At 71.3% G+C, this 21,397-nt stretch carries 19 protein-coding genes and 1 riboswitch; of the genes, 7 read left to right on the forward strand and 12 right to left on the reverse strand.

All coding sequences use genetic code 11. The features are described 5' to 3' along the window. Positions 1-14: 14 nt before the first annotated feature. Entirely contained in the window at positions 15-1,472 is a 1,458-nt protein-coding gene (locus tag PV364_RS14350) for a transglycosylase domain-containing protein (protein WP_319660296.1), read from the forward strand. A 39-nt stretch (positions 1,473-1,511) separates the two neighbouring features. Here the strand turns inward: PV364_RS14350 and PV364_RS14355 are convergent, their stop codons facing one another. Genes PV364_RS14355 through PV364_RS14365 form a run of 3 tightly spaced genes read right to left on the reverse strand, consistent with a single transcriptional unit; the run spans position 1,512 to position 4,717 of the window. After that, positions 1,512-2,783 carry a hypothetical protein gene (locus PV364_RS14355; RefSeq protein ID WP_319660297.1) on the reverse strand — a complete coding sequence of 424 codons (1,272 nt, stop codon included), beginning with the start codon at positions 2,781-2,783 and terminating at the stop codon, positions 1,512-1,514. Positions 2,784-2,843: 60 nt separating this feature from the next. Next, complete coding sequence (locus tag PV364_RS14360) at positions 2,844-3,614, reverse strand: TIGR03943 family putative permease subunit (RefSeq protein ID WP_319660298.1); 771 nt, start codon at positions 3,612-3,614, stop codon at positions 2,844-2,846. Beyond that, positions 3,611-4,717, reverse strand: a complete 1,107-nt coding sequence (locus PV364_RS14365) for a permease (RefSeq protein WP_319660299.1) — start codon at positions 4,715-4,717, stop codon at positions 3,611-3,613. Before PV364_RS14365 ends, PV364_RS14360 begins: the two co-directional genes overlap by 4 nt. Positions 4,718-4,883: 166 nt before the next feature. Between PV364_RS14365 and PV364_RS14370 the strand changes: the two genes are divergently transcribed. After that, positions 4,884-7,328 (forward strand): endonuclease/exonuclease/phosphatase family protein, encoded by a 2,445-nt coding sequence (locus tag PV364_RS14370; protein WP_319660300.1) that lies wholly within the window; start codon positions 4,884-4,886, stop codon positions 7,326-7,328. A gap of 79 nt (positions 7,329-7,407) precedes the next feature. Here the strand turns inward: PV364_RS14370 and PV364_RS14375 are convergent, their stop codons facing one another. The 3 genes from PV364_RS14375 to PV364_RS14385 form a co-directional block, all read right to left on the reverse strand. Beyond that, positions 7,408-8,295 (reverse strand): helix-turn-helix transcriptional regulator, encoded by an 888-nt coding sequence (locus tag PV364_RS14375; protein WP_319660301.1) that lies wholly within the window; start codon positions 8,293-8,295, stop codon positions 7,408-7,410. 106 nt (positions 8,296-8,401) lie between these two features. Then, positions 8,402-9,046: a hypothetical protein gene (locus PV364_RS14380; protein ID WP_319660302.1), complete on the reverse strand. Its 645-nt coding sequence runs from the start codon at positions 9,044-9,046 to the stop codon at positions 8,402-8,404. A 14-nt stretch (positions 9,047-9,060) separates the two neighbouring features. Beyond that, complete coding sequence (locus tag PV364_RS14385) at positions 9,061-9,231, reverse strand: hypothetical protein (protein ID WP_319660303.1); 171 nt, start codon at positions 9,229-9,231, stop codon at positions 9,061-9,063. A 779-nt stretch (positions 9,232-10,010) separates the two neighbouring features. Beyond that, a riboswitch (cyclic di-AMP (ydaO/yuaA leader) is annotated at positions 10,011-10,150 on the forward strand. A 275-nt stretch (positions 10,151-10,425) separates the two neighbouring features. On the opposite strand from PV364_RS14385, the gene PV364_RS14390 reads away from it, so the two are divergent. Continuing rightward, positions 10,426-11,481 carry a M23 family metallopeptidase gene (locus PV364_RS14390; RefSeq protein ID WP_415924556.1) on the forward strand — a complete coding sequence of 352 codons (1,056 nt, stop codon included), beginning with the start codon at positions 10,426-10,428 and terminating at the stop codon, positions 11,479-11,481. 89 nt (positions 11,482-11,570) lie between these two features. On the opposite strand, the gene PV364_RS14395 is transcribed toward PV364_RS14390, so the two are convergent. Further along, positions 11,571-11,852, reverse strand: coding sequence for a hypothetical protein (locus PV364_RS14395; RefSeq protein ID WP_319660305.1), 282 nt, complete (start codon positions 11,850-11,852; stop codon positions 11,571-11,573). Positions 11,853-11,967: 115 nt separating this feature from the next. Further along, positions 11,968-12,729, reverse strand: coding sequence for a DUF6227 family protein (locus PV364_RS14400; RefSeq protein ID WP_319660306.1), 762 nt, complete (start codon positions 12,727-12,729; stop codon positions 11,968-11,970). 169 nt (positions 12,730-12,898) lie between these two features. Between PV364_RS14400 and PV364_RS14405 the strand changes: the two genes are divergently transcribed. Beyond that, positions 12,899-13,759 (forward strand): PfkB family carbohydrate kinase, encoded by an 861-nt coding sequence (locus PV364_RS14405; RefSeq protein ID WP_319660307.1) that lies wholly within the window; start codon positions 12,899-12,901, stop codon positions 13,757-13,759. 27 nt (positions 13,760-13,786) lie between these two features. Here the strand turns inward: PV364_RS14405 and PV364_RS14410 are convergent, their stop codons facing one another. The 3 genes from PV364_RS14410 to PV364_RS14420 form a co-directional block, all read right to left on the reverse strand. Next, positions 13,787-14,017: a hypothetical protein gene (locus tag PV364_RS14410; protein WP_319660308.1), complete on the reverse strand. Its 231-nt coding sequence runs from the start codon at positions 14,015-14,017 to the stop codon at positions 13,787-13,789. Positions 14,018-14,031: 14 nt separating this feature from the next. Further along, entirely contained in the window at positions 14,032-14,520 is a 489-nt protein-coding gene (locus PV364_RS14415; RefSeq protein WP_319660309.1) for a hypothetical protein, read from the reverse strand. 144 nt (positions 14,521-14,664) lie between these two features. Next, on the reverse strand, positions 14,665-17,808 hold the full coding sequence (locus tag PV364_RS14420; protein ID WP_319660310.1) for a DUF3427 domain-containing protein: 3,144 nt from the start codon (positions 17,806-17,808) through the stop codon (positions 14,665-14,667). Between the two features lie 105 nt (positions 17,809-17,913). Between PV364_RS14420 and PV364_RS14425 the strand changes: the two genes are divergently transcribed. Genes PV364_RS14425 through PV364_RS14435 form a run of 3 tightly spaced genes read left to right on the forward strand, consistent with a single transcriptional unit; the run spans position 17,914 to position 19,222 of the window. After that, complete coding sequence (locus PV364_RS14425) at positions 17,914-18,564, forward strand: HAD family hydrolase (RefSeq protein WP_319660311.1); 651 nt, start codon at positions 17,914-17,916, stop codon at positions 18,562-18,564. A gap of 27 nt (positions 18,565-18,591) precedes the next feature. After that, positions 18,592-18,975, forward strand: coding sequence for a hypothetical protein (locus PV364_RS14430; protein ID WP_319660312.1), 384 nt, complete (start codon positions 18,592-18,594; stop codon positions 18,973-18,975). Between the two features lie 25 nt (positions 18,976-19,000). Further along, positions 19,001-19,222, forward strand: coding sequence for a DUF2277 domain-containing protein (locus tag PV364_RS14435; protein WP_319660313.1), 222 nt, complete (start codon positions 19,001-19,003; stop codon positions 19,220-19,222). A 167-nt stretch (positions 19,223-19,389) separates the two neighbouring features. Here PV364_RS14435 and PV364_RS14440 read toward each other — a convergent pair whose 3' ends face one another. Further along, positions 19,390-21,393 carry a DUF6114 domain-containing protein gene (locus tag PV364_RS14440; protein WP_319660314.1) on the reverse strand — a complete coding sequence of 668 codons (2,004 nt, stop codon included), beginning with the start codon at positions 21,391-21,393 and terminating at the stop codon, positions 19,390-19,392. Between the last annotated feature and the right edge of the window lie 4 nt (positions 21,394-21,397).

A 21,397-nucleotide genomic window follows, 5' to 3' on the forward strand; every position in this document is an offset into this window, starting at 1 on the left:
GCAAGTTCTCCGAGATGTTCATCGCGATCAAGCTCGACAACAAGATGAGCAAGAAGGAGATCCTGCAGCGGTATCTGAACACCAGCTGGTTCGGCCGCGGCGCCTACGGCATCGAGCGGGCCTCCTGGGCGTACTACGGCAAGGACGCGTCGGAACTGACCCCGAGCGAGGGCGCGTTCATCGCCTCCCTGCTCAAGGGCGCCGGCCTCTACGACCCGGCGGTGAGCAGGGCCAACCACCGGCGTGCCGTGGAGCGGTGGGGCTGGGTCCTGGACCGGATGGTGGCCACCGGTCATCTGTCGCAGCGGGAACGCGCGGCGTACCGCACCTTCCCCGAGCCGCACGACCCGCCCAAGTCGGCCGGCCTGGACGGTCAGACGGGCTACCTCGTGGACACGGCGCGGGCGTACGTCAGCGCCCACTCGCCCATCTCGGACAAGGAGTTCGACCTCGGCGGGTACCAGGTCCACACCACCTTCGAGAAGCCGAGGGTGGCCGCCATGGCGGGCGCGGTGAAGAAGGAGCTGAAGGGCGTCCGGGGCACGGCCGGCGTGCGGGCCGGGGCGGCGTCGGTGAGTACCGGCGGGCGCATCCTCGCGCTGTACGGGGGACCGGGTTATGTGGAGCAGGGCTTCAACGACGCCAACATCACGATCGTCCCCGCGGGCACGACCTTCCTGCCCTTCGTGCTGGCCTCGGGCATGGAGAACGGCGTCCTGAAGCAGCGAGGCGAGCCCCGTACGCCGGTCGACGGTTCGACCCTCTACGACGGCGACGACAAGGTGGCGATCCGCACCCCTGAAGGGCCGTACTGGGACCGGGGCGGCCGGGTGGTCAAGGGCGCCAACGACGGGGGCCGGTCTTGGGGGCAGATCTCCCTGCGGGACGCGCTGGCCGAGTCCGTCAACGCCCCCTTCATGCAGCTCGGCATGGACGTGGGGCTGGACCGGGTGACGGCGACCGCGACCCGCGCGGGCCTGCGGCCCGCCGGCATGGGGGCGCGGGTGCCCGCGTTCTCGCTCGGCAACTCCACTCCGAGCCCGATCCGCCTGGCGAGCGCGTACGGGACCTTCGCCGACCGCGGTGTCCACGTCGAGCCGTTCTCCGTGGACCGGATCGACCGGCACGGCGCGACGGTCTTCCACCAAGAGGTGAAGGGCACGCGCGTGATGGCGGCCGCGACCGCGGCCACCGTGACCGAGGGGTTGCGCGACTCGGTCGAGCACGGCGCGGGGCACGCCGCCGCGGCGGCCGGGCCGGGTGCCGCGGGGAAGCCGGGTGTCGCGGAGGACGAGGTGATCGGCGCCCCCGTCGCGTCCTGGTTCGCGGGTTACCGCGGCGAGGTGTCGACGGCGGTGGCGTTCTTCCGGGTGGACCCGAAGAAGCAGGAACTGGTCGCGCTGAAGGGTCCGGGGGTCTCCGGGATCAGCCCGACGCGGGTCTGGACGCGGGTCATGTCCTCCAGGGGGTGAGCCCACGGGGACCCGGGGCCGGACGGGGGACCCCGCGCGTCACTTGAGGTACGTCGTCCAGTCCGGTGCCTGGGCGGGGTCCAGGAGCCGCAGTTTGTACAGCACCTCGGGGTCCTGCGCGTCCATCCAGTCCGCGAGCTCCTTGAAGGAGACGCAGCGCACGTCCCTGCGGACACAGACGTCGCGCATGACGTCCTCGACGGCCTTCATGTACGCCCCGCCGTTCCAGGTCTCGAAGTGGTTGCCTATGAACAGCGGGGCCCGGCTGCCGTTGTACACACGCTGGAAGCCGTTGAGGTAGCCCCGGCGGGTCTTCTCCTCCCACTCCGGGTACTCGGCCGGGTCGCCCTCGGTGCTGTCGCCGGACTGGTTGGCGAGGAAGTTGAAGTCCATGGACAGCACCTGGAAGTCGCTGTCGGCGTAGGGCACCAGCTGCAGCGGGAAGTCCCAGATGCCGTTCTTCTTCGCGGGCCATATCTGGAAGTCGCCGGGGGAGCTGGCGTCGTACCGCCAGCCGAAGGACTTCGCGGCCTTCAGCAGGTTCTTCTGGCCCTCCAGGCAGGGGGCGCGGCCGCCGGCGAGGTCCTTGGCGTAGTCGAAGGGGAGCGGGGCGATGTCCTTGTAACCGGTGTTGGTCTTCCAACGCTCCACGAAGGAGTAGGCCTGCCTGATCTCGCTCTTCCACTCCTCGACGCTCCAGTCGCCGCCGCCCTTGGCGCCGCAGAAGTGCCCGTTGAAGTGGGTGCCGATCTCGTCGCCGTCCTCCCAGGCACCGCGCAGCTGCTCCAGGGTCTGCCGGATGTGCTCGTCGGTGGGGAAGGAGATGGCGGCGCTGCCGACGCCGTGCTGCGGAGGGTGGTACAGCGCCCGCTTCGACTCGGGTACCAGGTAGATGCCGGTGAGGAAGAAACTCATGTGGGCGTGGGTGTCCTGGGCCACCCTCCGGAAGTGGGAGAAGAGGTGGTCCTGGTTCTGCAGGGCGCCGTCCCAGGAGAAGACGACGAACTGCGGCGGTTTCTCGCCGGGTTCGAGCTTCTCGGGCTTGAGCTGGCCGGGCTGCGGGCCGGTGTAGGCGGTGGAGCCGTCGCCGATCACCCGGGTCCTGCCGTCCCAGGGCTTCACGGTCTTCTTGGCGCGGTCCTTCTTGGCGCGGTCCTTGATGCCCGGGATCGTGGGGTACTCCGCCGCGCCCGCGGGCGACGTGCCGCCGCCGGTGTCCGGCCCCCGGCTCACCCCGGACAGCCCGACTAACAGCGCCGCGACGGTCCCCACAGCCGTGAGCACGGCCGTGCCGCGTCCGGTTTTCGCCATGCCAGCACGACCGCCTCACGCCCCGAACCCCACGCCCCCAAGAGCCCTACGCCTTACTGACTACGCGTAGGGGTCGAGAGGTTGCGTCACACGGGTCACCTTCTTCGCGTCGAGGGCGGGGATCGCGTCCTCCCGCCCGGTCTGCCCGTTGGGGTGCCATGTGCCCTCGACCCGCAGCCAGGTGTCCGCCGCGGGCGCCGAGATGGTGCCGCGGATCAGGACCTTGTGCGTGAGGGCGTCCGCGGCGCAGCAGCTGATGGTCAGCCGGGTCAGGTACCAGCCGCCGCCCTTGGCCGGGGTCGCGAAGCCGGTGAGCACCACCCGCCGTCCGGCCAGCGACCCGGAGTCGTCCCGCACCGCCCGCACGGTGAAGTCGGCCAGGGTCATCGTCAGCGGGTCCGTCGCGGGGAGCGGGGGGAAGGCGGCGTTGCCGGCGCGCGACGGCTCGACGGCGGTGCTCTCCGAGCGCTGCGCGGTGTACGAGCCCAGGGCGGGCGGCGCGATGAGGAGGACGGCCAGTACGGGAAGGGTCAGCAGCCACGCGCTACGGGGCCCGACCTGCGCGTGGTCCCGCGCCGGCCCCTGTTCCGGTGTCCCCCCGTCCTGCCCGCCGTCCGCACCGGCGCCCGGGGCGGCCCGGCTGCGCAGCTGCGCGTGGAGGGCCAGGACCACACCCGTCACCCCGAGGGCGACCAGCAGCAGACCGGAGGCGACCAGGTACGGCCGCATGGACTCCCGTACGTACCGCAGGTAGGAGGTGCCGAGCAGGGAGATGCGCAGCACGCACGCGCCGAAGAGGACGAGCAGCAGGGCTCTGGTCTCGCGCCTCACAGCAGCCACCACCCCACGAGCGACGCCATCACTACTCCCGTCACCAAGGTGGCCGCCGAGAAGCGCCACGCGAAATCACGACCGAAGGTGCCCGTTTGCAGGGCGAAGAGCTTCACGTCGACCATCGGGCCGACGACCATGAAGGCCAGCCGGGCCGTCATGGGGAAGGCGGTCAGGCTCGCCGCGACGAAGGCGTCGGCCTCGGAGCAGACCGCGAGCAGCACCGCGAGCACCGCCATGACGAGGACGGAGACCACGGGCACCCCGCCGAGGCCTTCCAGGAAGCCGCGCGGCACCAGCACATTGAGCGTGGCTGCGGTCAGCCCGCCGACCACGAGCCAGCCGCCCGCGTGCAGGAAGTCGTGCTCCAGGGTTTCCCGGTACCGCTGCCGACGGCTCTCCCGCCCGGTGCCGCCCGGCAGTTCACCACGGGCCTTCGGGCGCAGCCATTCCGGCCGTCCGAAGCGGGCCCACAGCCAGCCCATGGCAGCGGCCGTTGCCAGGGAGGCGGCGAAGCGCGCGAGGACCACCATGGGCCGGCCCGGGAAGGCGACCGCGGTCGCCGTGAGCACGACGGGGTTCACGGCGGGCGCCGACAGCAGGAAGGCGAGCGCCGCCGAGGGCGCCACCCCGCGGGCCATCAGCCGCCCGGCGACGGGTACCGAGGCGCACTCGCAGCCCGGCAGCACCGCCCCGGCGACCCCGGCCAAGGGCACCGCGAGCGCCTCCCGCTTCGGTAACGCCCGCTCCAGGAAGGAGGCCGGCACGTAGACGGCGATGGCGGCCGAGATCACGGTGCCCAGCACCAGGAACGGCAGCGCCTGCACGCAGACGGCCAGGAAGACCGAGGCCCAGGCGCGCAGCCAGGGCGCGTCGAGGCGGCCGGCCAGCGGGCCCTGGGCGGCCAGCACCAGGAGCATGCCGCCGACGAGCAGTTCGAGATCGCGGGCGTGGGGTCTCCTCCGCCGTCGGCGGTCCCGGCGCGGCTGCCGGTCCCGCTCGGTCCGGAGGGCTTCGCCGCCGCCCGCGTGCTCCGTCGGGATCATCGTCAAGGTGCCCCCCGCGGTGGAAACGTCGTGCCGTACGTCGAACAACCGCGCCATGTTCGCATGTCTGTATGTGCGTTCAGCGACGTGATCGGATTGGGGGGCGACTTCCAGATTTCACCTGAACTCTCTTGCCTTGCCCCTTTCTACGCGCGTAACTTGACGCAGGCCGCCGTACGTTGGCCCGAATCCGACGGGCCGACGGCCGTTGAAGGAGAACCTCGTGCCGATCGCAAGACCGAGCCGAAACCGCAGCCGCACCGCGGCATTCGCTCTGATATCGACCGGAATCGCCACTTCCGTCGCCCTGACCGGACTGCCCGCCGCCCACGCGGCCCCGTCCTCGTCCGCGGTCGTCGCCGAGGTGTACGGCGGTGGCGGCAACTCGGGTGCGACGCTGACGAACGACTTCGTCGAGCTCGCGAACGCCGGGACGGCCGCGTACAACCTCTCCGGCTACAGCGTGCAGTACCTGCCCGGTTCGCCCTCCGCCTCCTCCAAGTGGGGCGTGACGCCGCTGACCGGGTCCATCGCCCCCGGCGGCCGCTACCTGGTCTCCGAGGCCGCCGGCACCGGCGGTACGACCGCCCTCCCGGCCGCCGACGCCAGCGGAAACATCGCGATGAGCGGCACCACCGGCACCATCGCCCTGGTCTCCGGCACCACCCCGCTGACCTGCCTCAGCGCCGCGGACTGCGCCGCCGACACGCGCATCGTCGACGTGGTCGGCTACGGCACCGCCACCGTCCGCGAGGGCAGCCCGGTCTCCGGCGCGAGCAACACCGCCTCCGTGTCGCGCGGCTCCTCCCTCGCCGACACCGACAACAACGCGGCCGACCTGACCGCCGGCACCCCGAGCCCGGTCAACACGGCGGGCCAGACCCCCGGCGGCCCCGGAGGCGACCCGGGCGACGGCGGCCCCACGGAGCCCGGCACCACCCGCATCCACGACATCCAGGGCACCACCCGGGTCTCCCCGCTCAAGGGCCAGACCGTCACCGGCGTGCCCGGCATCGTCACCGGCGTGCGCACCACCGGCTCCAAGGGCTACTGGATCCAGTCCACCGGGACCGACGTCGACGCCGACCCGCGCACCAGCGAGGCCGTCTTCGTCTACACCGGCTCGGCCAACCCGACCGTCGCGGTCGGCGACAAGGTGCTGGTGACCGGCAAGGTCTCCGAGTACTACCCCGGCACCGGCTCGCAGTCGGTCACCGAGATCACCGGCCCGACCGCCACCGTGCTCTCCAGCGGCAACACCCTGCCCGCCGCGGTCCGCCTCGACCAGACCACCATCCCGGACACCTACGGGCCGGACGCCGCCGGCGGCAGCATCGAGAACCTGCCGCTGCAGCCCGACGTCTACGCCCTGGACTTCTACGAGGCCCACGAGGGCGAGCTCGCCCGCTTCACCGGCGGCAGGGTCGTCGGCGGCACCAACGAGTTCGGCGAGGTGTGGCTGACGCTGAAGCCGAACGAGAACCCCTCCGAGCGCGGCGGCACCGTGTACGGCTCCTACGCGCAGCCCAACACCGGCCGCATCAAGGTGATGTCGCTGAACAGCGGCGCCCCGGTCCCGGTCGCCAACGTCGGCGACACGTTCACCGGCGACACGACCGGCCCCGTCGACTACGACAGCTACGGCGGCTACAACCTCCAGGCCACCACCGTGGGCACCCGGGTCGACATGGGCCTGAAGCGCGAGGTCACCCGCAAGCAGAAGGACGCCGAGCTCGCGGTCGCCACGTACAACGTGGAGAACCTCGACCCCTCCGACCCGGCCGACAAGTTCGCGCGGCTCGCCGAGGGCGTCGTCACCAACCTCTCCTCGCCGGACATCGTGGCGCTGGAGGAGATCCAGGACAACAACGGCGCCGTCGACGACGGCACCGTGGCCGCCGACCAGACGGTGCGCAAGTTCATCGACGCGATCGTCGCCGCCGGCGGCCCGCGCTACGACTGGCGCTCGGTCGACCCGACGAACGACACCGACGGCGGCGAGCCCGGCGGCAACATCCGTCAGGTCTTCCTCTTCAACCCCGACCGCGTGGTCTTCAAGGACCGCCCGGGCGGCGACGCCTCCACCGCGGTCGCGCCGGTCGCGACCAAGAAGGGCGTCCGGCTCTCGGTCTCGCCCGGCCGGATCGACCCGGCAAGCACGGCGTGGACCAGCAGCCGCAAGCCGCTGGTCGGCGAGTTCGAGTTCAACGACAAGCAGGTCATCGTCGTCGCGAACCACTTCAACTCCAAGGGCGGCGACGAGCCCCTGCACAGCAAGGACCAGCAGCCCAACCGCACCTCCGAGGCGCAGCGCAAGCAGCAGGCCACCGAGGTCAACTCGTTCGTGAAGTCGCTGCTGGACGTCGACAAGAACGCGCGCGTCGTGGTCCTCGGCGACCTCAACGACTACGAGTTCTCCGACGCCCTGTCCACGCTCACCTCCGGCGGTGTGCTGACCGACCTGCTCACCACGCTCCCCGCCGAGCAGCGCTACACCTACGTGTACGAGGGCAACTCCCAGTCCCTCGACCACATCCTGCTCAGCCCCGACCTGCGGCGCTACGACTACGACGTCGTGCACATCAACGCCGAGTTCGCCGACCAGGCCAGCGACCACGACCCGCAGATCGTCCGGATGCGCCTGAGCGGCGCCCAGGCCGACGACTGACGGTCCCCGACGGTCGTGTGATCACGTGGAAGGGGGGCGGTGCCGGCCGGCACCGCCCCCCTTGCGCGTACCGGACGTGTCAGCGGTGGTCGCGCTCGTGGTGCGGGACGCCGTTGCGGAGCGCCTCGTCGCCGGTCCAGGTGGCCAGCAGCTGCAGCGCGGCCTCGGAGGAGGAGCCGGGCTCGGCGGTGTGGATGCACATGGACTGGTCGGCGTCGGCGGGGAAGACGACGTTCTCGTAGGCCAGCGTCAGGTCGCCGACGACCGGGTGGTGGTAGTGCTGGACGCCGTGGGTCCGCTCCCGGACGCCCTGGTCGGCCCACCAGTCGCGGAACTCCGTGCTCTTTATCGTCAGTTCGCCGACCAGCTCGGTCAGGCCGGGGTCGTCGGGATACCGCGCGGCCTGTGCCCGCAGGGCGCCGACGAGTTCGGCGGCGTAGGCGGCCCACTGCCGGTACAGGTCCCGCGCGGCCTCGTCGAGGAACAGGAAGCGCGCCAGATTGCGGTCCCGGTGCGGGAGCGCGTCGAAGTCGGTGATCAGCGCCCGGGCCAGCCGGTTGGACGCCAGGACGTCGGCGTGGCGTCCCAGTACGAGGGCCGGTGAGCGGCCGTCCAGCAGATTCAGCACGCGGTGCACCTCCGGCCGGACCCGCTGCGGCCGGTGCGGCGGGCGTCGGCGGGCGGCGCGGCGCGGCCGCGCCAGCTCGAAGAGGTTCGCCCGTTCGTCCGCGTCCAGCCGCAGGGCCCGGGCCACGGCGTCCAGCACCGCGTCGGAGACATTCTGGTGCCGGCCCTGCTCCAAACGGGTGTAGGAGTCGGTGCTCACACCGGCGAGCCGCGCCAGTTCCTCCCGCCGCAGCCCCGGCACCCGGCGCGCCGTGCCGCTGACCGCCACCCCCGCGTCCTGAGGGCTCAGCCGGGCCCTGCGGGTCCGCAGGAACTCCCTGAGCTCGGCGTTGTGCTCCATGTCCTCCAGTATGGGCGGCCGGTCATACCTCCGCCCGGCCCCGCGTCCCCGCCCGGGTCGCGGGCCCGCGGGGCCGCCGATGCGGGGCGGGGCAGCCCCTCAGGAGTCACTGGGCGCCCTCCTCCAGGCGGCGGAGGCGTTCCTGGAAGTGGTCGAGGCGGGCGCGCAGGGCGGCGGCCTCGGCGGCGAGCTCCTGACGGAGCGGAGGGGTGCTGTCGGCAGGGTGCGGCGCCTCGCCGGTGACGTGGACGCCGGGGCCCGCGAGACGGCCGAATTCCGCCGGGGTCAGCACCCTCAGGCCCGCCGCGCAGACGTGGCAGTTGGCCTGGAGCCCGCGCCAGCCCGGCAGGCCCGTCCCGTCGCGCACGAAGACCCGTGCCGGGCGGCCGCAGCGGCAGGCCGCCATACGGACGGTGCGCACCCGCTGCCGGGCGTAGCGCATGCCGCGTTCGTACCGGGTGTACGCACCCAGCACCCCGACCTGCAGGATCACCGCGTCACCGCAGTCCGTGGCGCAGGTCAGCGCCTGCGCCTCGGCCGCCGTGTGCAGGCAGTAGAAGCCGCAGTCACAGCCCTTGGCGGGGCTGGCGTGCCGCCTGCCGTAGCCGCACCGGGCGTCGTCCAGGACGCCGTACACGATGCGCCCGCCGAGGGACACGCCCCGGAAGCCGACGCGTGTGCCGTCCGCGGAGAGCATCGGGAACGCCAGCTTCCAGCCGGTCGGCGGCACCGCCGGCCGCTCCTCCGGCAAGCGGCGCCCGTACCTCACCGGACCGCGGCCTCGGCGCTCTCGGGCTCCCCCATGGCCGCCTCGTCCGCGCCGGAGGCCGTCCGGGCCGTCACGGCCGTCGCGACGTCGATCTCCTTCGCGACCCCGGCCGGCTCCTCGCCGGTCTCCTCCGCGTAGCCCTTGGCCAGTGCCTTACCCAGCTTCATGCCAGCCTCCAAGATCGGGCGAATCCGCCGTACTCGGGCATGATGACGCACCCTCGCGGCCGTCGCACAGGGGGCATGGGGGCTCCCCGCCGCTCCCGGCCGGTTCCGGCCGTACGCCCCGGGCCGCCCTGCGGGACGGTGGCCGGCGACCGTGACAACGGCCCCTCGAAGGCCCTGCGGTTGACGGCGCATCAGCATGCGGCCCGCCGGGCGACCGACTTGCCCTGCTTCGCTTGGGTTTTGGCACCTGCCCCGAAGCCAGCACGCGGCAGCCGCGGGTGTCAAGGGTGACGATCCTCACCCCGCCGTCGAGTGGTGCGGGGGGTGCGTGAGGGGCCGCGGTGCCGAAGCCCTCCGTGCTGTCGCCGTCCGCCGTGTCCCGCCGTCGCGCGCACCGCGCTCCGCCACGGCCCCCGCGGCCGCCGTCCGCCGACCCGCTTTCGGCCGCGCCCAGTGGCGTGAAGTGCACCGCAGACTCGTGGCGGACGGCACCGCGGAGGACCTGGCGCGGGGTCTCGGCGCCCGCCGGGAGGGGGTGTTGGGCGCTCGGGGTCCGGGGCGACCCTCACTCCTCGTGAGCAGAGCACTCCCTTCCGCATAACGACTGATGCACACTCACATCTCCCGTAGGTCACGGCAGTCACAGTGGAATGTGGAGAAATGCCCGTTCCATCCGCATAGATTCCCGCTGTGAACTCGCCGAAGCGGCTTGGAATTGGGTGCCGCCTCTATTAACGTTCGATAACGCAGCGCGGTCACCCGTCGCCCGCCAGGGCGGCGCCGTGCGCTTGCCGAATCCCGTCCGCGGGAACCGGGGAACCACTTCCTGGGGTGAATCGGGGGCCTTTCACGGTCCTCGTAGGAGACCTTCCTGCTCCGAACCCGTCAGCTAACCCGGTAGGCGAGAAGGAAGGAAAGGAGTGCGCCCGCGTGGCGTCGAACGAGCCTGCCCTGATACCCGGACAACAGCGACAAGGGACCGGGTACACCAACCCCGAGTGGGACACCGCCGAGTGGAACATGGCCGCCGGCTGGACTCCCCCGGCCGCCGAGCAGACTCCGCCGACGAAGAACGCGATAGACGGCTGGGACACCGCGGAGTGGAACTTCGCCGCCGGCTGGGTCGAGGAAGCACTCGCCGCGGCCCCCGCCCCCGTCGCCGAACCGGTCGCGCCCGTCCAGCCGGTCGCCCCCGTGCCCGAGCCGCGCAGCGCGGTCGAGGCCGCCGCCTTCGTCGACGGGGCGTACGACGCGCCGGAGACCGGCCCCGCCCACGAGGCGGACACCCGCGACGCGTACACCCGCGACGCGTACACCGCGCAGACCACGCAGACCTTCTCCCCCTTCGGCGAGCCGGAACCGGCCGCCGAGCCGTGGAACCCCACCGAGGAGTCCACCGCCCCCGTCCGTGGCCGGCACCGGGTCGCCAAGCAGCGCTCCCTGTCCCGCGGTTCGGCGGTCTTCGGCGTCGCGGCCGTGGCCGTGCTCGGCGTCGGCGGTGTCGCGACCGCCGAGGGCAAGAACCCGCTCCCGGTCTCCCTGCCCAACCTGCCCGAGGTGAACAAGGTGCCCGGGCTCGGCTCGCTGCTCGACAGCCAGCCCACCGCCAAGCCCGTTGCCCAGGCCCTGACCCCGGGCGCCGGCGAGGCGCTGCGCAGCCGGATCCTCGATCAGGCCCAGCAGCAGCGGAACGCCGCCGACGCGGCCGCGCGGTCCGCCGCGCAGCAGCAGGCCGCCGCCAAGGCGGCCAAGGCCGCCGCCGCGCAGCAGGTGCGCGAGGAGGCCGCGGCCAAGAAGAAGGCGGCCCAGGAGGCCGCGAAGAAGGCCGAGGCGCTCCGGCTGGCCGAGCTCGCCAAGAGCTACACCCTGCCGCTGACCTCGTACACCCTCACCGCGAGCTTCGGGCAGTCCAGCTCCCTGTGGGCCAACACCCACACCGGCCAGGACTTCGCCGCCCCGACCGGCACCCCGGCCAAGGCCATCCACAGCGGCACCATCACCTCGGCCGGCTGGGCGGGTTCGTACGGCTACCGCATCATCCTGACCCTCGACGACGGCACCGAGCTCTGGTATTGCCACCTCTCCTCGATGCTCGTCACCTCGGGCAAGGTCTCCACCGGCGACACCATCGGCCGCGTCGGAGCGACCGGCAACGTCACCGGCCCGCACCTGCACATCGAGGTCCGCCCCGGCGGCGGCGACCCGATCGACCCGATGCCGTGGCTGCGCAGCATGGGCATGAACCCCTGATCCCGAGCTGACGCCCTACGCACGGACCCCGGCGGCCTGGTGACACCCCCGACACCAGGCCGCCGGTCCGTCGTTTCCGGGCCGATGACCTACGGGACGAGGAAGTTGTAGAGCTCCGAGATCCGCGGTGGCCCGCTCGGCTCCGGGAACCCGGACTCCTTGGCGGCGGGCATCATGATCACCAGGTAGGCCTCCAGCGCCTCCGCCGAGTTCCACACGTTCACGATCCGCAGACCGTCGTTGGTGATCACTGCGGCGTGGGCCAGCAACCCGGCGGGGGGATGGCCGGGGCCGAATCCGGCGCGGTGATTGGCCTCCTCGTACTGCAGGGCCGTCACGCCCGGGAACTCGACCTCCGCCAGGACCGTCATGGGAACCTCCCGTTTCCCTCTACGCCCAATTTCCCCCGGCTGCGGAGCGCCCGCAACGGGAGGCCGCCGCGCGTCCCGGGGACGCGCGGCACCATGGGCGAGGCCGGGAAAGCCGCTACAGCGCCTCCATGCGTACGTCCGCCGCGTCGCAGGCCACCGTCTCGTCCGCGTAGACCTCGCACACCGGGCGCCCGTCGGGCGTCATGGTGTGCTCGACCTCCCACAGGCTGAGCTCCTCGCCGCTCGCGAGGAGGAACGCGTGCTCGTACAGCGTCCAGCCCACCACGCGGCCGGTCCCGATACGGGTGTGCCGGCCGGTGACGTACGCGATGTCGTGACCGACCGCCGAACCCAGCCGGGCGCGCAGGTCGTCGCCGGGCGCGTCCCTGTTCTCGGCACGGCGCAGCACCCGCCAGGCGTGCTCCGCGGAGTCCTCCCGCATGTACTGCCTCGGGCCGGGCAGCGGCTCCGCCCCGACCCGCGGCAGCCGGGCCAGCCACTCCGCGGCCTCGGCCTCCAGCTCCTGCGGCGCGGGCTCACCGAAACGCAGGTCGATCACATGCTGCGCGGCGACGAGCACGTCGGGGTCCGCGTACACCTCGTACAGCTGGTCCTCGCCGGGGCCGGTGTTGTGCTCGATCTCCCACAGCACCTGGGTGCCGCCGTCCGCGAGCAGGAACGTGTGGCGCAGCGTGCGCCGGCTCAACCGCCGCGGCGGCCCCTTGCGCTGGCGGAAGGACGCCAGCTCCGTGCAGCCCATCAGCGCGGTCTCCAGCCGCCCCAGCACGACGTCGTCGATCTCGAACGCGTTCTGCGCCCGCGCCAGCACCACCTCGACGTCCGCCGGACCTGCCCCACCTGGTCGCGCGTTCCCCATGCGGTCCTCCTGCTTACGGCATTCCCCGCGCACCATTGCTGGGCACACAGCGTAGTGGCCCGTGAGCACTCCGCGTCGGGGGTACGGGAAAAATGGTGCACCCCTACCCGTAGGAGGCGCGTAAACGGGACAGCCCCCGCGGCGTACCCCCCGATGCCACTATGCGCCCATGCGCGCGCTCTTCGTAGGCCTCTGCACACTCGACGTCATCACGCGGGTCGACCACGTCCCGGCCCCCAACGAGAAGCTGGCCGCCTCGGCCCAGCTCATCGCGGCCGGCGGGCCCGCCACCAACGCCGCGGCGACCTTCGCCCACCTCGGGGGCGAGGCCGTCCTGCTCACCGCCTTCGGCGGCCATCCGCTGTCCGCGGCGATCGACGAGGACCTGGCGGCGCTCGGCGTCGCCGTCCTCAACCTCACCGCGGACTCCCCGGAGCCGCCGGCCGTCTCCACGATCCTGGTCACCGAGTCCACCGGCGACCGGGCCGTCGCCTCCCCTGCATCGGCCCGACCGACGCCGCCGGACGACCTCGAAGCGCTCGTCGCCTCCGCCGACCTCGTCCTGATCGACGCCCACCACCCGGCCCTGGCCCTTCCTGCGGTCCGCCACGCCCGCGCCGCGGGCATCCCCACCCTGCTCGACGCCGGCAGCTGGCGCCCGGGCACGGCACCCCTGCTCCCCTACACCGACCTCGCCGTCTGCTCCGCCGACTTCCGCCCCCCGGGCACGTCGTCCCCCGCCGACGTCCTCGCCTACCTCCGCGGCGCCGGCGTCCCCTGGCCGATCGTCACCCGCGGTCCCCTCCCGGTCCTGTGGGCCGACGGCGAAGTCCCCGTCCCCGCCCCCACGACCGTCGCCGACACCCTCGGCGCCGGCGACATCTTCCACGGCGCCCTCGCCCACGCCCTCCTCACCCACGTCCGCACCCGCCTCACCCCCGCCCTCCTCACCACCGCCCTCCGCTCCGCGGCGGCAACCGCCTCCCGCTCCTGCGCCTCCTTCGGCACGCGGGCATGGATGCGGTCGTGAGGTACGGGTGGTATCCACCTTCGGGGATCAGGACCTGTCCCGACCGCTCGTCCTGTTCGCGACCACGGTGAAGAGCACTGCGCCCACTGCGAGGACGGCCCAACCGACGGCCGACTCGGACACGGACATCTGCGTCTGCTTGGGCAGCAGCGACAGGCCGCCGAGCACGACGAACATGGCAAACATGTAGCTCAGCCCGGCCAGCAGCAACCAGCGCAGCAGTCGACTCACGCGCGCGTTGGACGACTTGTCGGTCATGGGGATTCCGCCTCTTATTCGACGATGTTGTGGCACTGGGTCCCGCGCTTCTCGCCACTGGCGAAGAAATCTGCGCAGGCTTTCCCGTAGTGCTTCAACGTCCGCCTAGAGTCATCGACACGCCCTACCGCCGTCATGAAAGTGCACGAGTGGTGCATGGAACCCGGCCGAATGAGGTATGTCTTCCCGTCAGCATCCGAGTAGCGCCAGTCGATATGCCAGTTGCACCACTTACCACCACCGGTGTCGCCGCCGAGGATGTCCTGCACCGATGCTTCCTCGCGGGTGATCGTTCGTCCGCTTCCCTTGATGACGTGACCGATCGTGGCTCCGGGAGCACAGAGCTGCAGACCCTTTACGTCGAAGCAGAAGCTTCCGACCTTCCCGTACCCCACGGCCGTGGCCGAAGCCGGTGCCGAAAAGCTGATGATGGTGGCGACGGCGGTGGACGCGGCAAGAGCCGCCTGCGTGATATACCGCGCTGCAACGTTCGCTCGCTCCATGGGGACTCCTCCGATGCTCTTGAACTGCGGATGCACCGGAAACGGGGGGAGTGGATCACGAGGTACGCCGTGTTGCACGGTGGTGACACAAGGTCGCCCCAGGGAGTGGTGCAGGAACCTTCAAGCGGTAGTTCTGCAACAAGATCAGCCGACGGCGAGCGCGGAATAGGTCCACACGTCGGCGGGCAGTTCGTGCTGGAGTTCCCATTGGATGGCCATGGGTTTGCTGCCTTCGTGCGTCCGGTACTGGGCCGGGCCGAGAAGCATCCAAGGCTGCGGTCCGCCGATGTCGGTCGTGTTGTAGCGGCGGAGGAAGAGCAGGACGTGTGTCCCCATCTGACGGTGGCGCTGGTAGCGCAGGCCGGTAGGTGAACTACTGGAGGTCGCGTTCTGCGATTCCCAGTGGAAGCGGACCTCGCTCATGGCGTAGTCCTTGTACCGCGTCTGCGGTGAGAAGTCCTTCTCGTCCTTCTCTAGAGTGATGAATAGCGCGTCTGTCCGAATGTCCTCGCACCATTTCACGCCCGCTTGGAAGTGTCCGGGCAGGGAGCCGCCCAGGGCTGCGTCTCCGAGAGCGGAAAGAATCTCGGCGCGGTTGTAGCCGGCGTGCACGGTCAGGGGCAGGTGCGCGTGCGGGCCCGTCAGGGGGACGGGAACGTGGTCGGCGCGGTCCAGGTTGTAGGAGAGGACTTGGCGGAGTTCGCTCCGCAGGTCGGGCTGAACCCGGAGTGCGTCGAAGCCCTCCTGGTAAGCGGAGAATCCGTTGCCGAGCGGCCACAGTGAGAAGAAGAGCATCCGCGCGTAGGCCTGCCCGCGCTCGTCGAGGTCCCCGTACGGGGGAGCGTCGTCCCGCAAGAGGCGCTGGTAAGCAGCGACCCGCTCCGGGTCGTTGACGTGCAGGATGGCAGAGACCCGCTTCAGGAGCGCGGCTTCACCCTCGGGGTGTTCAGGGGCGAGCAGCTTGCTGCGGCGCAGGAGGCCGGTCCACGAGTTGCCGCCACGGTAGATCTCCTTGAGTTCGCGCCTGCTCTCAGCCAGATAGCCCGCGAGGGCGGGTTCTGCGTAGGTGCTAACTTCGCGAGCGAGTTGGGCGACGTTGACGTTGATCTGCGTACGGATGTTGTTGATCACGGCTTCCTTGGCCTTCGGCTCAAGGATGATCTGGCAGCCGGACGGCAGTTGCGGGAAGTCATGCTCGATGTTGGATAGCAATCGGTTGCGTGTGAAGTTCGTCAGAGCCCGGAACTGCTCCTCGAAGCGGAACTCCTTGCGGTGCTGGCCGATGAAGTCGAGCACGGTCAGGACGGCCTTGCCCTCGCTGCGCCGCAAGCCACGGCCGAGTTGCTGCAGGAAGACCGTCGCGCTGGAGGTGGGGCGGAGCAGCAGGAGCGTGTCGACGTCCGGGATGTCCAGCCCCTCATTGAAGAGGTCGACGGAGAATAGGATCTGAACGGTCCCGTTCTTCAGCTCGTTCAGTGCCGCCCTCCGCTCCTCGCGAGGAGTCTCCCCAGAGAGCGCCTTGGCGTTGAGCCCCGCTCGGCAGAAGAACTCAGCCATGAAGTGGGCGTGCGCGACGGAGACGCAGAAGCCCAAGGCCCGCATGGAACCCGGGTCGGCGATCTTGTCCTTGACGGCCCGGACGACGAGTCGAGCACGTGCGTCGTTGCCGGTGAACAGATTGTTCAGCCCGTTCCGGTCGTAAGTGCCGTTCGTCCAGGTCACGGCGGTCATATCCGTGTTGTCGGTGATGCCGAAGTAGTGGAACGGACTCAGCAGGTCGTTCTCGAGCGCTTCCCAGAGCCGCATCTCGGCGGCGATGCGACCGTCGAAGTACGCGTCCTGGACGTTTTGGCCGTCCATGCGCTCCGGTGTGGCCGTCAAGCCCAGCAATTCCAGGGGGGTGAAGTGATCCACGATTTTGCGGTACGTGGGCGACACCCCGTGGTGGAACTCGTCGATGACGACGACGTCGAAGTGGTCGGGCGCGAACCTGTCGAGCGCCTTCGCATTGAGGGACTGGACGCTGGCGAAGACATGGGTCCAGTGTTCCGGGATCTCGCCGCCGACGAGCAGTTCACCGAAGTTCGCGTCCGTCAGGACGTCCTGGTAGGTACGCTGCGATTGCTCGAGGATCTCCTGCCGGTGTGCAACGAAGAGCAGCTTGAGGTCATCCCTGCCCAGCACTTTGCGCAGGTTTCTGTAGTCGAACGCGGCCATGACCGTCTTGCCGGTCCCCGTTGCGGCCACGAGGAGATTGCGGTGGCGGCTGTGGACGTCTCGTTCGACGTGCAGCCGCTCCAGCATGTCCCGCTGGTGTGGGTACGGTCGTACTTCCAGCCCGGACAGACTGATGGCGCGACTGCCCGATGTCTGGTTTCCGTTGCCGGCGGCCCGCCGGAGGGCTTCGTCGAGACGTGCGGCGTGCTGGTCCGGGTCGTAGGTCTCGAAGGACGGCTCGCTCCAGTAGGAGTCGAAGGTGGCTTCGAACTTCTTCAGTACCGCGGGCGTAGCCACGGACGAGAGCCGGACGTTCCATTCGAGGCCGTCCAGCAGGGCGGACTTGGAGAGATTGGAACTGCCTACGTAGGCCGTGTCGTAGCCGGTGTCGCGCCGGAAGAGCCAGGCCTTGGCGTGCAGCCGCGTGGAGCGCAGTTCGTAGTTGATTTTCACCTCAGCATCGAAGTCACGCACGAGCCGGTCGAGGGCCCGGCGTTCGGTGGCGCCGATGTACGTCGTGGTGATGACGCGGATCCGCACACCGCGGGCTTGGGCTGCCTTGAGGGCCTGCTCCAGCACCCGGAGCCCGTGCCACTTCACGAAGGCGCAGAGCAGGTCGATGCGATCGGCGGTCGCCAGCTCGTGCCGCAGTTCGGAACCAAGGCTGGGGTCCTCGGGCGAGTTGGTGATCAGTGCCGTCTCCGACAGCGGCGTCGCGGGCCTGACCGAGTAGACCCCGGCCGCTTCCTCCCGAGCCACGGCAAGGAGTTGCCGAGGACCTTCCGCGACTGACTCCTTCCCCTGGTGGGTGCCATCGATCGTGGAGACCGACTCGAGGATCAGATTGGCAGCCACGATCTGTTCGGCCGGACTGAGGTCCTTGAGGACGCGCTCGACCGCTCCTCCGATGTGCCGGGAGAGCACATGCGGTGATGACTGCGAACCGACGACCTCATCGTGCACGGTCCAGCCCTGCGCGCGCAGCGTGTGGATGCGCTCTTCGAGCTGGCCGGTGATCAGCTGCTCGTAGAGACCCGTCACTGGATCCACAGAATGAGTCGCGTCAGTCACAAGGCCCCCCGAATGTCGTCACGATGGTCAAGTTCTACAGCAAGCCGCTGACAGCCATGCCTGCGCTCTGCCCCTCCCGTCGGGGGCCGACCTAGGCTGGCGGGCGTGATACGTGCCGTCGTGTTCGACGTTGGGGAAACGCTCGTCGACGAGACCGAGATCTGGGGTTCGTGGGCTGACTGGTTGGGGGTGCCCAGGCATACGTTCTCGGCAGTGTTCGGGGCGATGGCGGCCCGCGGACGGGAGCAGGGGGATGCTTTCCGTGTGTTCAGGCCCGACTTCGACGGGGAGGCCGAGGAGCGAGCGCGCGCCGCGGCCGGGAGGGGAACCCGATTCGGTCGTGAGGACCTGTATCCGGATGTCCGCCCCTGTATCCAGGCGCTGCGGGACATGGGCGTGTGGGTCGGGATCGCGGGGAACCAGCCGGTGCGGGCCGAACGGGATCTCATGGACTGCGAGCTGCCGGTGCAGATGATCGCGACGAGCGCGGGATGGGGCGTGAAGAAGCCGGATCCGGCCTTCTTCGAGCGGATCATCGCGGAGTGCCCGTTTGACGCTCGCGAGGTGGTGTACGTCGGGGACCGCGCGCTCAACGACGTGGTGCCGGCCAAGACTGCTGGATTGGCGACGGCACTGATCAGGCGCGGCGTGTGGGGCTTTGTGCCGGACGAATTCGATCCCGAGCAACTGGCCGATGTCCGGCTGCACGGGCTGGATGAGCTGCCGCAGTGGGTGGCCGCGCGTCGGCGGGCGTGAGCTGGGCGGCGGGCGCAGCATGGGCGCATGAGTACGAGCGAGACCCCGGTCACCGATGGCTTCGAGCAGGCGTTGGACGCGTTGCGGCGGGCGCCGTACGGGGTGGGGGACGAGGCGTTGTGGGAGGTGGAGGGGAGCGTGCTGTGGGAGGCGCGCATGCATTTGGAGGCGTGGGAGCGGGTGGTGCGGGGGCTGGAGGCGGGGCGGGTGACCGCACGGGGGGAGCTGGCGTGCCGGGACGGGGTGGCCGGGCTGGCACGGAAGCTGCCGGGGCCGGTGGCGGAGGTGTACGGGGAGGCCTTGGGGGAGGTCGACGGCCGGTACATGGAGCTGACGCTGGAGGACGACGACGCGCCGGGCGGCGCAAGCGGCTGGTGGTGGGGCCGGCGGCCGCGGGCGGGGTGGGCGTGACAGTGGGGCCGGGCACACTGGTCGTATGTGCCGAAGCATCAAGACGCTGCGTCCGCCGATGACGACCGACGTGAGTGACGAGGACATCAGGGCGGCCGCCCTCCAGTACGTGCGGAAGATCTCCGGGTTCCGGGCGCCGGCGGCGCACAACCGGGAGGTCTTCGAGGAGGCCGTGGACGCGGTGGCCGCGGCCACGCGGGAGTTGCTCTCCGGGATCGAGGTACGCGGGCAGCAGGCGCCGGCCTAGCGGGGCGTGTCACTCGGGGTGCGTGGGTGATTTCGGTAGGTTGTCGCCTGCTTGCTTCCGTCTGTCCGTCCAACGCTCCACTGGGGTACGCCATGTCCGTTGTCCGCAAGGCCCTCGTCGTCACCGCGCTCACCGCCCTCCTGCTGGCCGGCGCGGTCGTCTGCCAGTCAGCGGCCGGGGAGTGACACGTACTGGTGCAGGCCCGGGATGGTGAGCAGGTTCGCCCGCAGGAGCTGGTTGTAGGTCACGACCTGTGTGAAGAACAGCGGGATCGGGATCGTCAGCCCGGGCGGCAGCGGGGGCGGCATGTCCGGGGTGAAGGTGACGGGCAGCAGCCCGAGCAGGTTGCCGCTCAGCACCCGGGTCAGCAGGACGACCGGGCGGCCCGTGGCCGTGGTGGTGCTCCAGGGGCGGCCGTCGGTCTCCAGTTCGCCCTGGCAGGGTGCCCAGGGCGCGGGCTCGGGTGACACGTGGCCGATCCCGGGCAGGCCGATGTCCAGCATCGGCAGGGCGAGGCCGGGCAGCCCGTGGAAAGGCGGCGTCCAGTTCTCGGCGCGGCCGCGTGCGCAGGCAGGTGAGAGCAGGCCGGCAGTCTGGCGCAGGTTCGCGATGTCGACCCGCCAGGCGGTGAAGACCAGGACGCGCTCGCGGCCGTGCCGCGTGGGGACGCCCGTGATGCCGCGGTACGTCAGCCCGGTCAGCACCAGCAGCGGGGTCAGCACGCGGAAGGGCTGCTCCGCGGCGAGGCCGGGCGGGCGGTAGCGCCCGGCGCCGATGGACAGTTCCAGCGAGACCTGCGGCAGGCACCAGGGGGAGTCCGGCGTGCCGCCGCCGATGCGGATGCGTGGTGGGAGCAGCGACAACGGCGCGTCCATGCCGCGGTCGGCGGGCGGCCGGGGCACGATCAGATCCAGCAGGCTGTCCGGGGTGATCTTGTTGCCGGACAGGATGCCGGTCGGGACGTGCGGCGGCTGCGGCCTCCTCTTCCCCGGGTCGCTGCCGCGAGCCTCCCGTCCGCGCTGCGGCGCCGCGCGCCGGGGGACCCCCTCCGCGCGCGGCGCGGGCGGCGCGGACGGTGCGGCGTGGCGCAGCCCGAGCAGGTCCGACACCGCCCCGAGCAGGCCGCCGCCCCCGGACGACGGTGACGCGGACGGCGAAGGGGACGGCGAAGGGGACAACGGGGGCACCGGTGCCGCCCGGCGCTGCGACGGCACGGGAACGAGCGGGGCGGCCGGGCCGTGCGGGGCCGACCTCGGCGCCGGCGGGCCGATGTCCAGTTTCCCGTGCACCGGCAGCGGCGCCTCCAGCCCGACGCCGAGACGCAGGCCCGCTCGCGCCTCCTTGGCCGTGCCGGTGCCGTGCACGGTGGGGTGGCGTGCCTGGTACAGCCCGTCCAGGACGCCGCAGATCGCCTCGTGCGCGCGCCGGGTCGCCTCCGCGCCGGACTCACCGGACGCGCCGGACGCACCGGACGGCGGCCCTTCGGCCGCACGGTGGTCGTGCGCCGCGGACGCCGCCATCGGCTGCAGGCCCCCGGCCAGCAGCGCCCCGCCCACCGGGATGACGCTCAGGGCCCGCAACCGCGTGACGGTGCCGGCCCGCAGGCCGCGGCTGGTCTCCGGCTGCGGCCCGGCGGGGGGTGCGGCCGGGGGCGCCGCGGGCGGCGGCTCCGGCAGGTCACCCCCCGGGGCGCCGGGCGCCGCAGGGGCGTCCGGCTCCCGCGGGGCCTCCGGATCGTGCGCCGGGCCCGCACCGCCTCCGCCCCCGCCCCAGTCCGGCACCGGCCGTCCCCGTCCCCAGCGGCCGTTCCCGTCGCCGTAGGGCACCCAGCTGACGGCCATCGCTCCGCCCGCCACTCCGAGCAGGAAGCCGATCAAAAAGCCGCCGAAGTTGGACAGCACCAGGGAGGCGACGGAGAAGACCAGGGTGGCGATGCCGGCGAACGTCCGGTAGTGCGGCGCGAACCACATCGTCAGGCCGAGGACGATCAGGAAGACGCCCATGAGCAGGCCGGAGACGCCCGCGATGCCCTCGTGGATCATGAGGGACAGCGGCGCGAGCGGGATGGAGAGGATCTCCAGGCCCGCGAGCAGGGTCCAGAAGCCGGCCCAGAAGGGCCGGGACCGGCGCCAGAGGCGGAAGCGGGACCGGATTTTCCTCGGTGGGATCAAGGCG

Source organism: Streptomyces sp. MI02-7b (genome assembly GCF_033793585.1).
Taxonomy (GTDB): Bacteria; Actinomycetota; Actinomycetes; order Streptomycetales; family Streptomycetaceae; genus Actinacidiphila.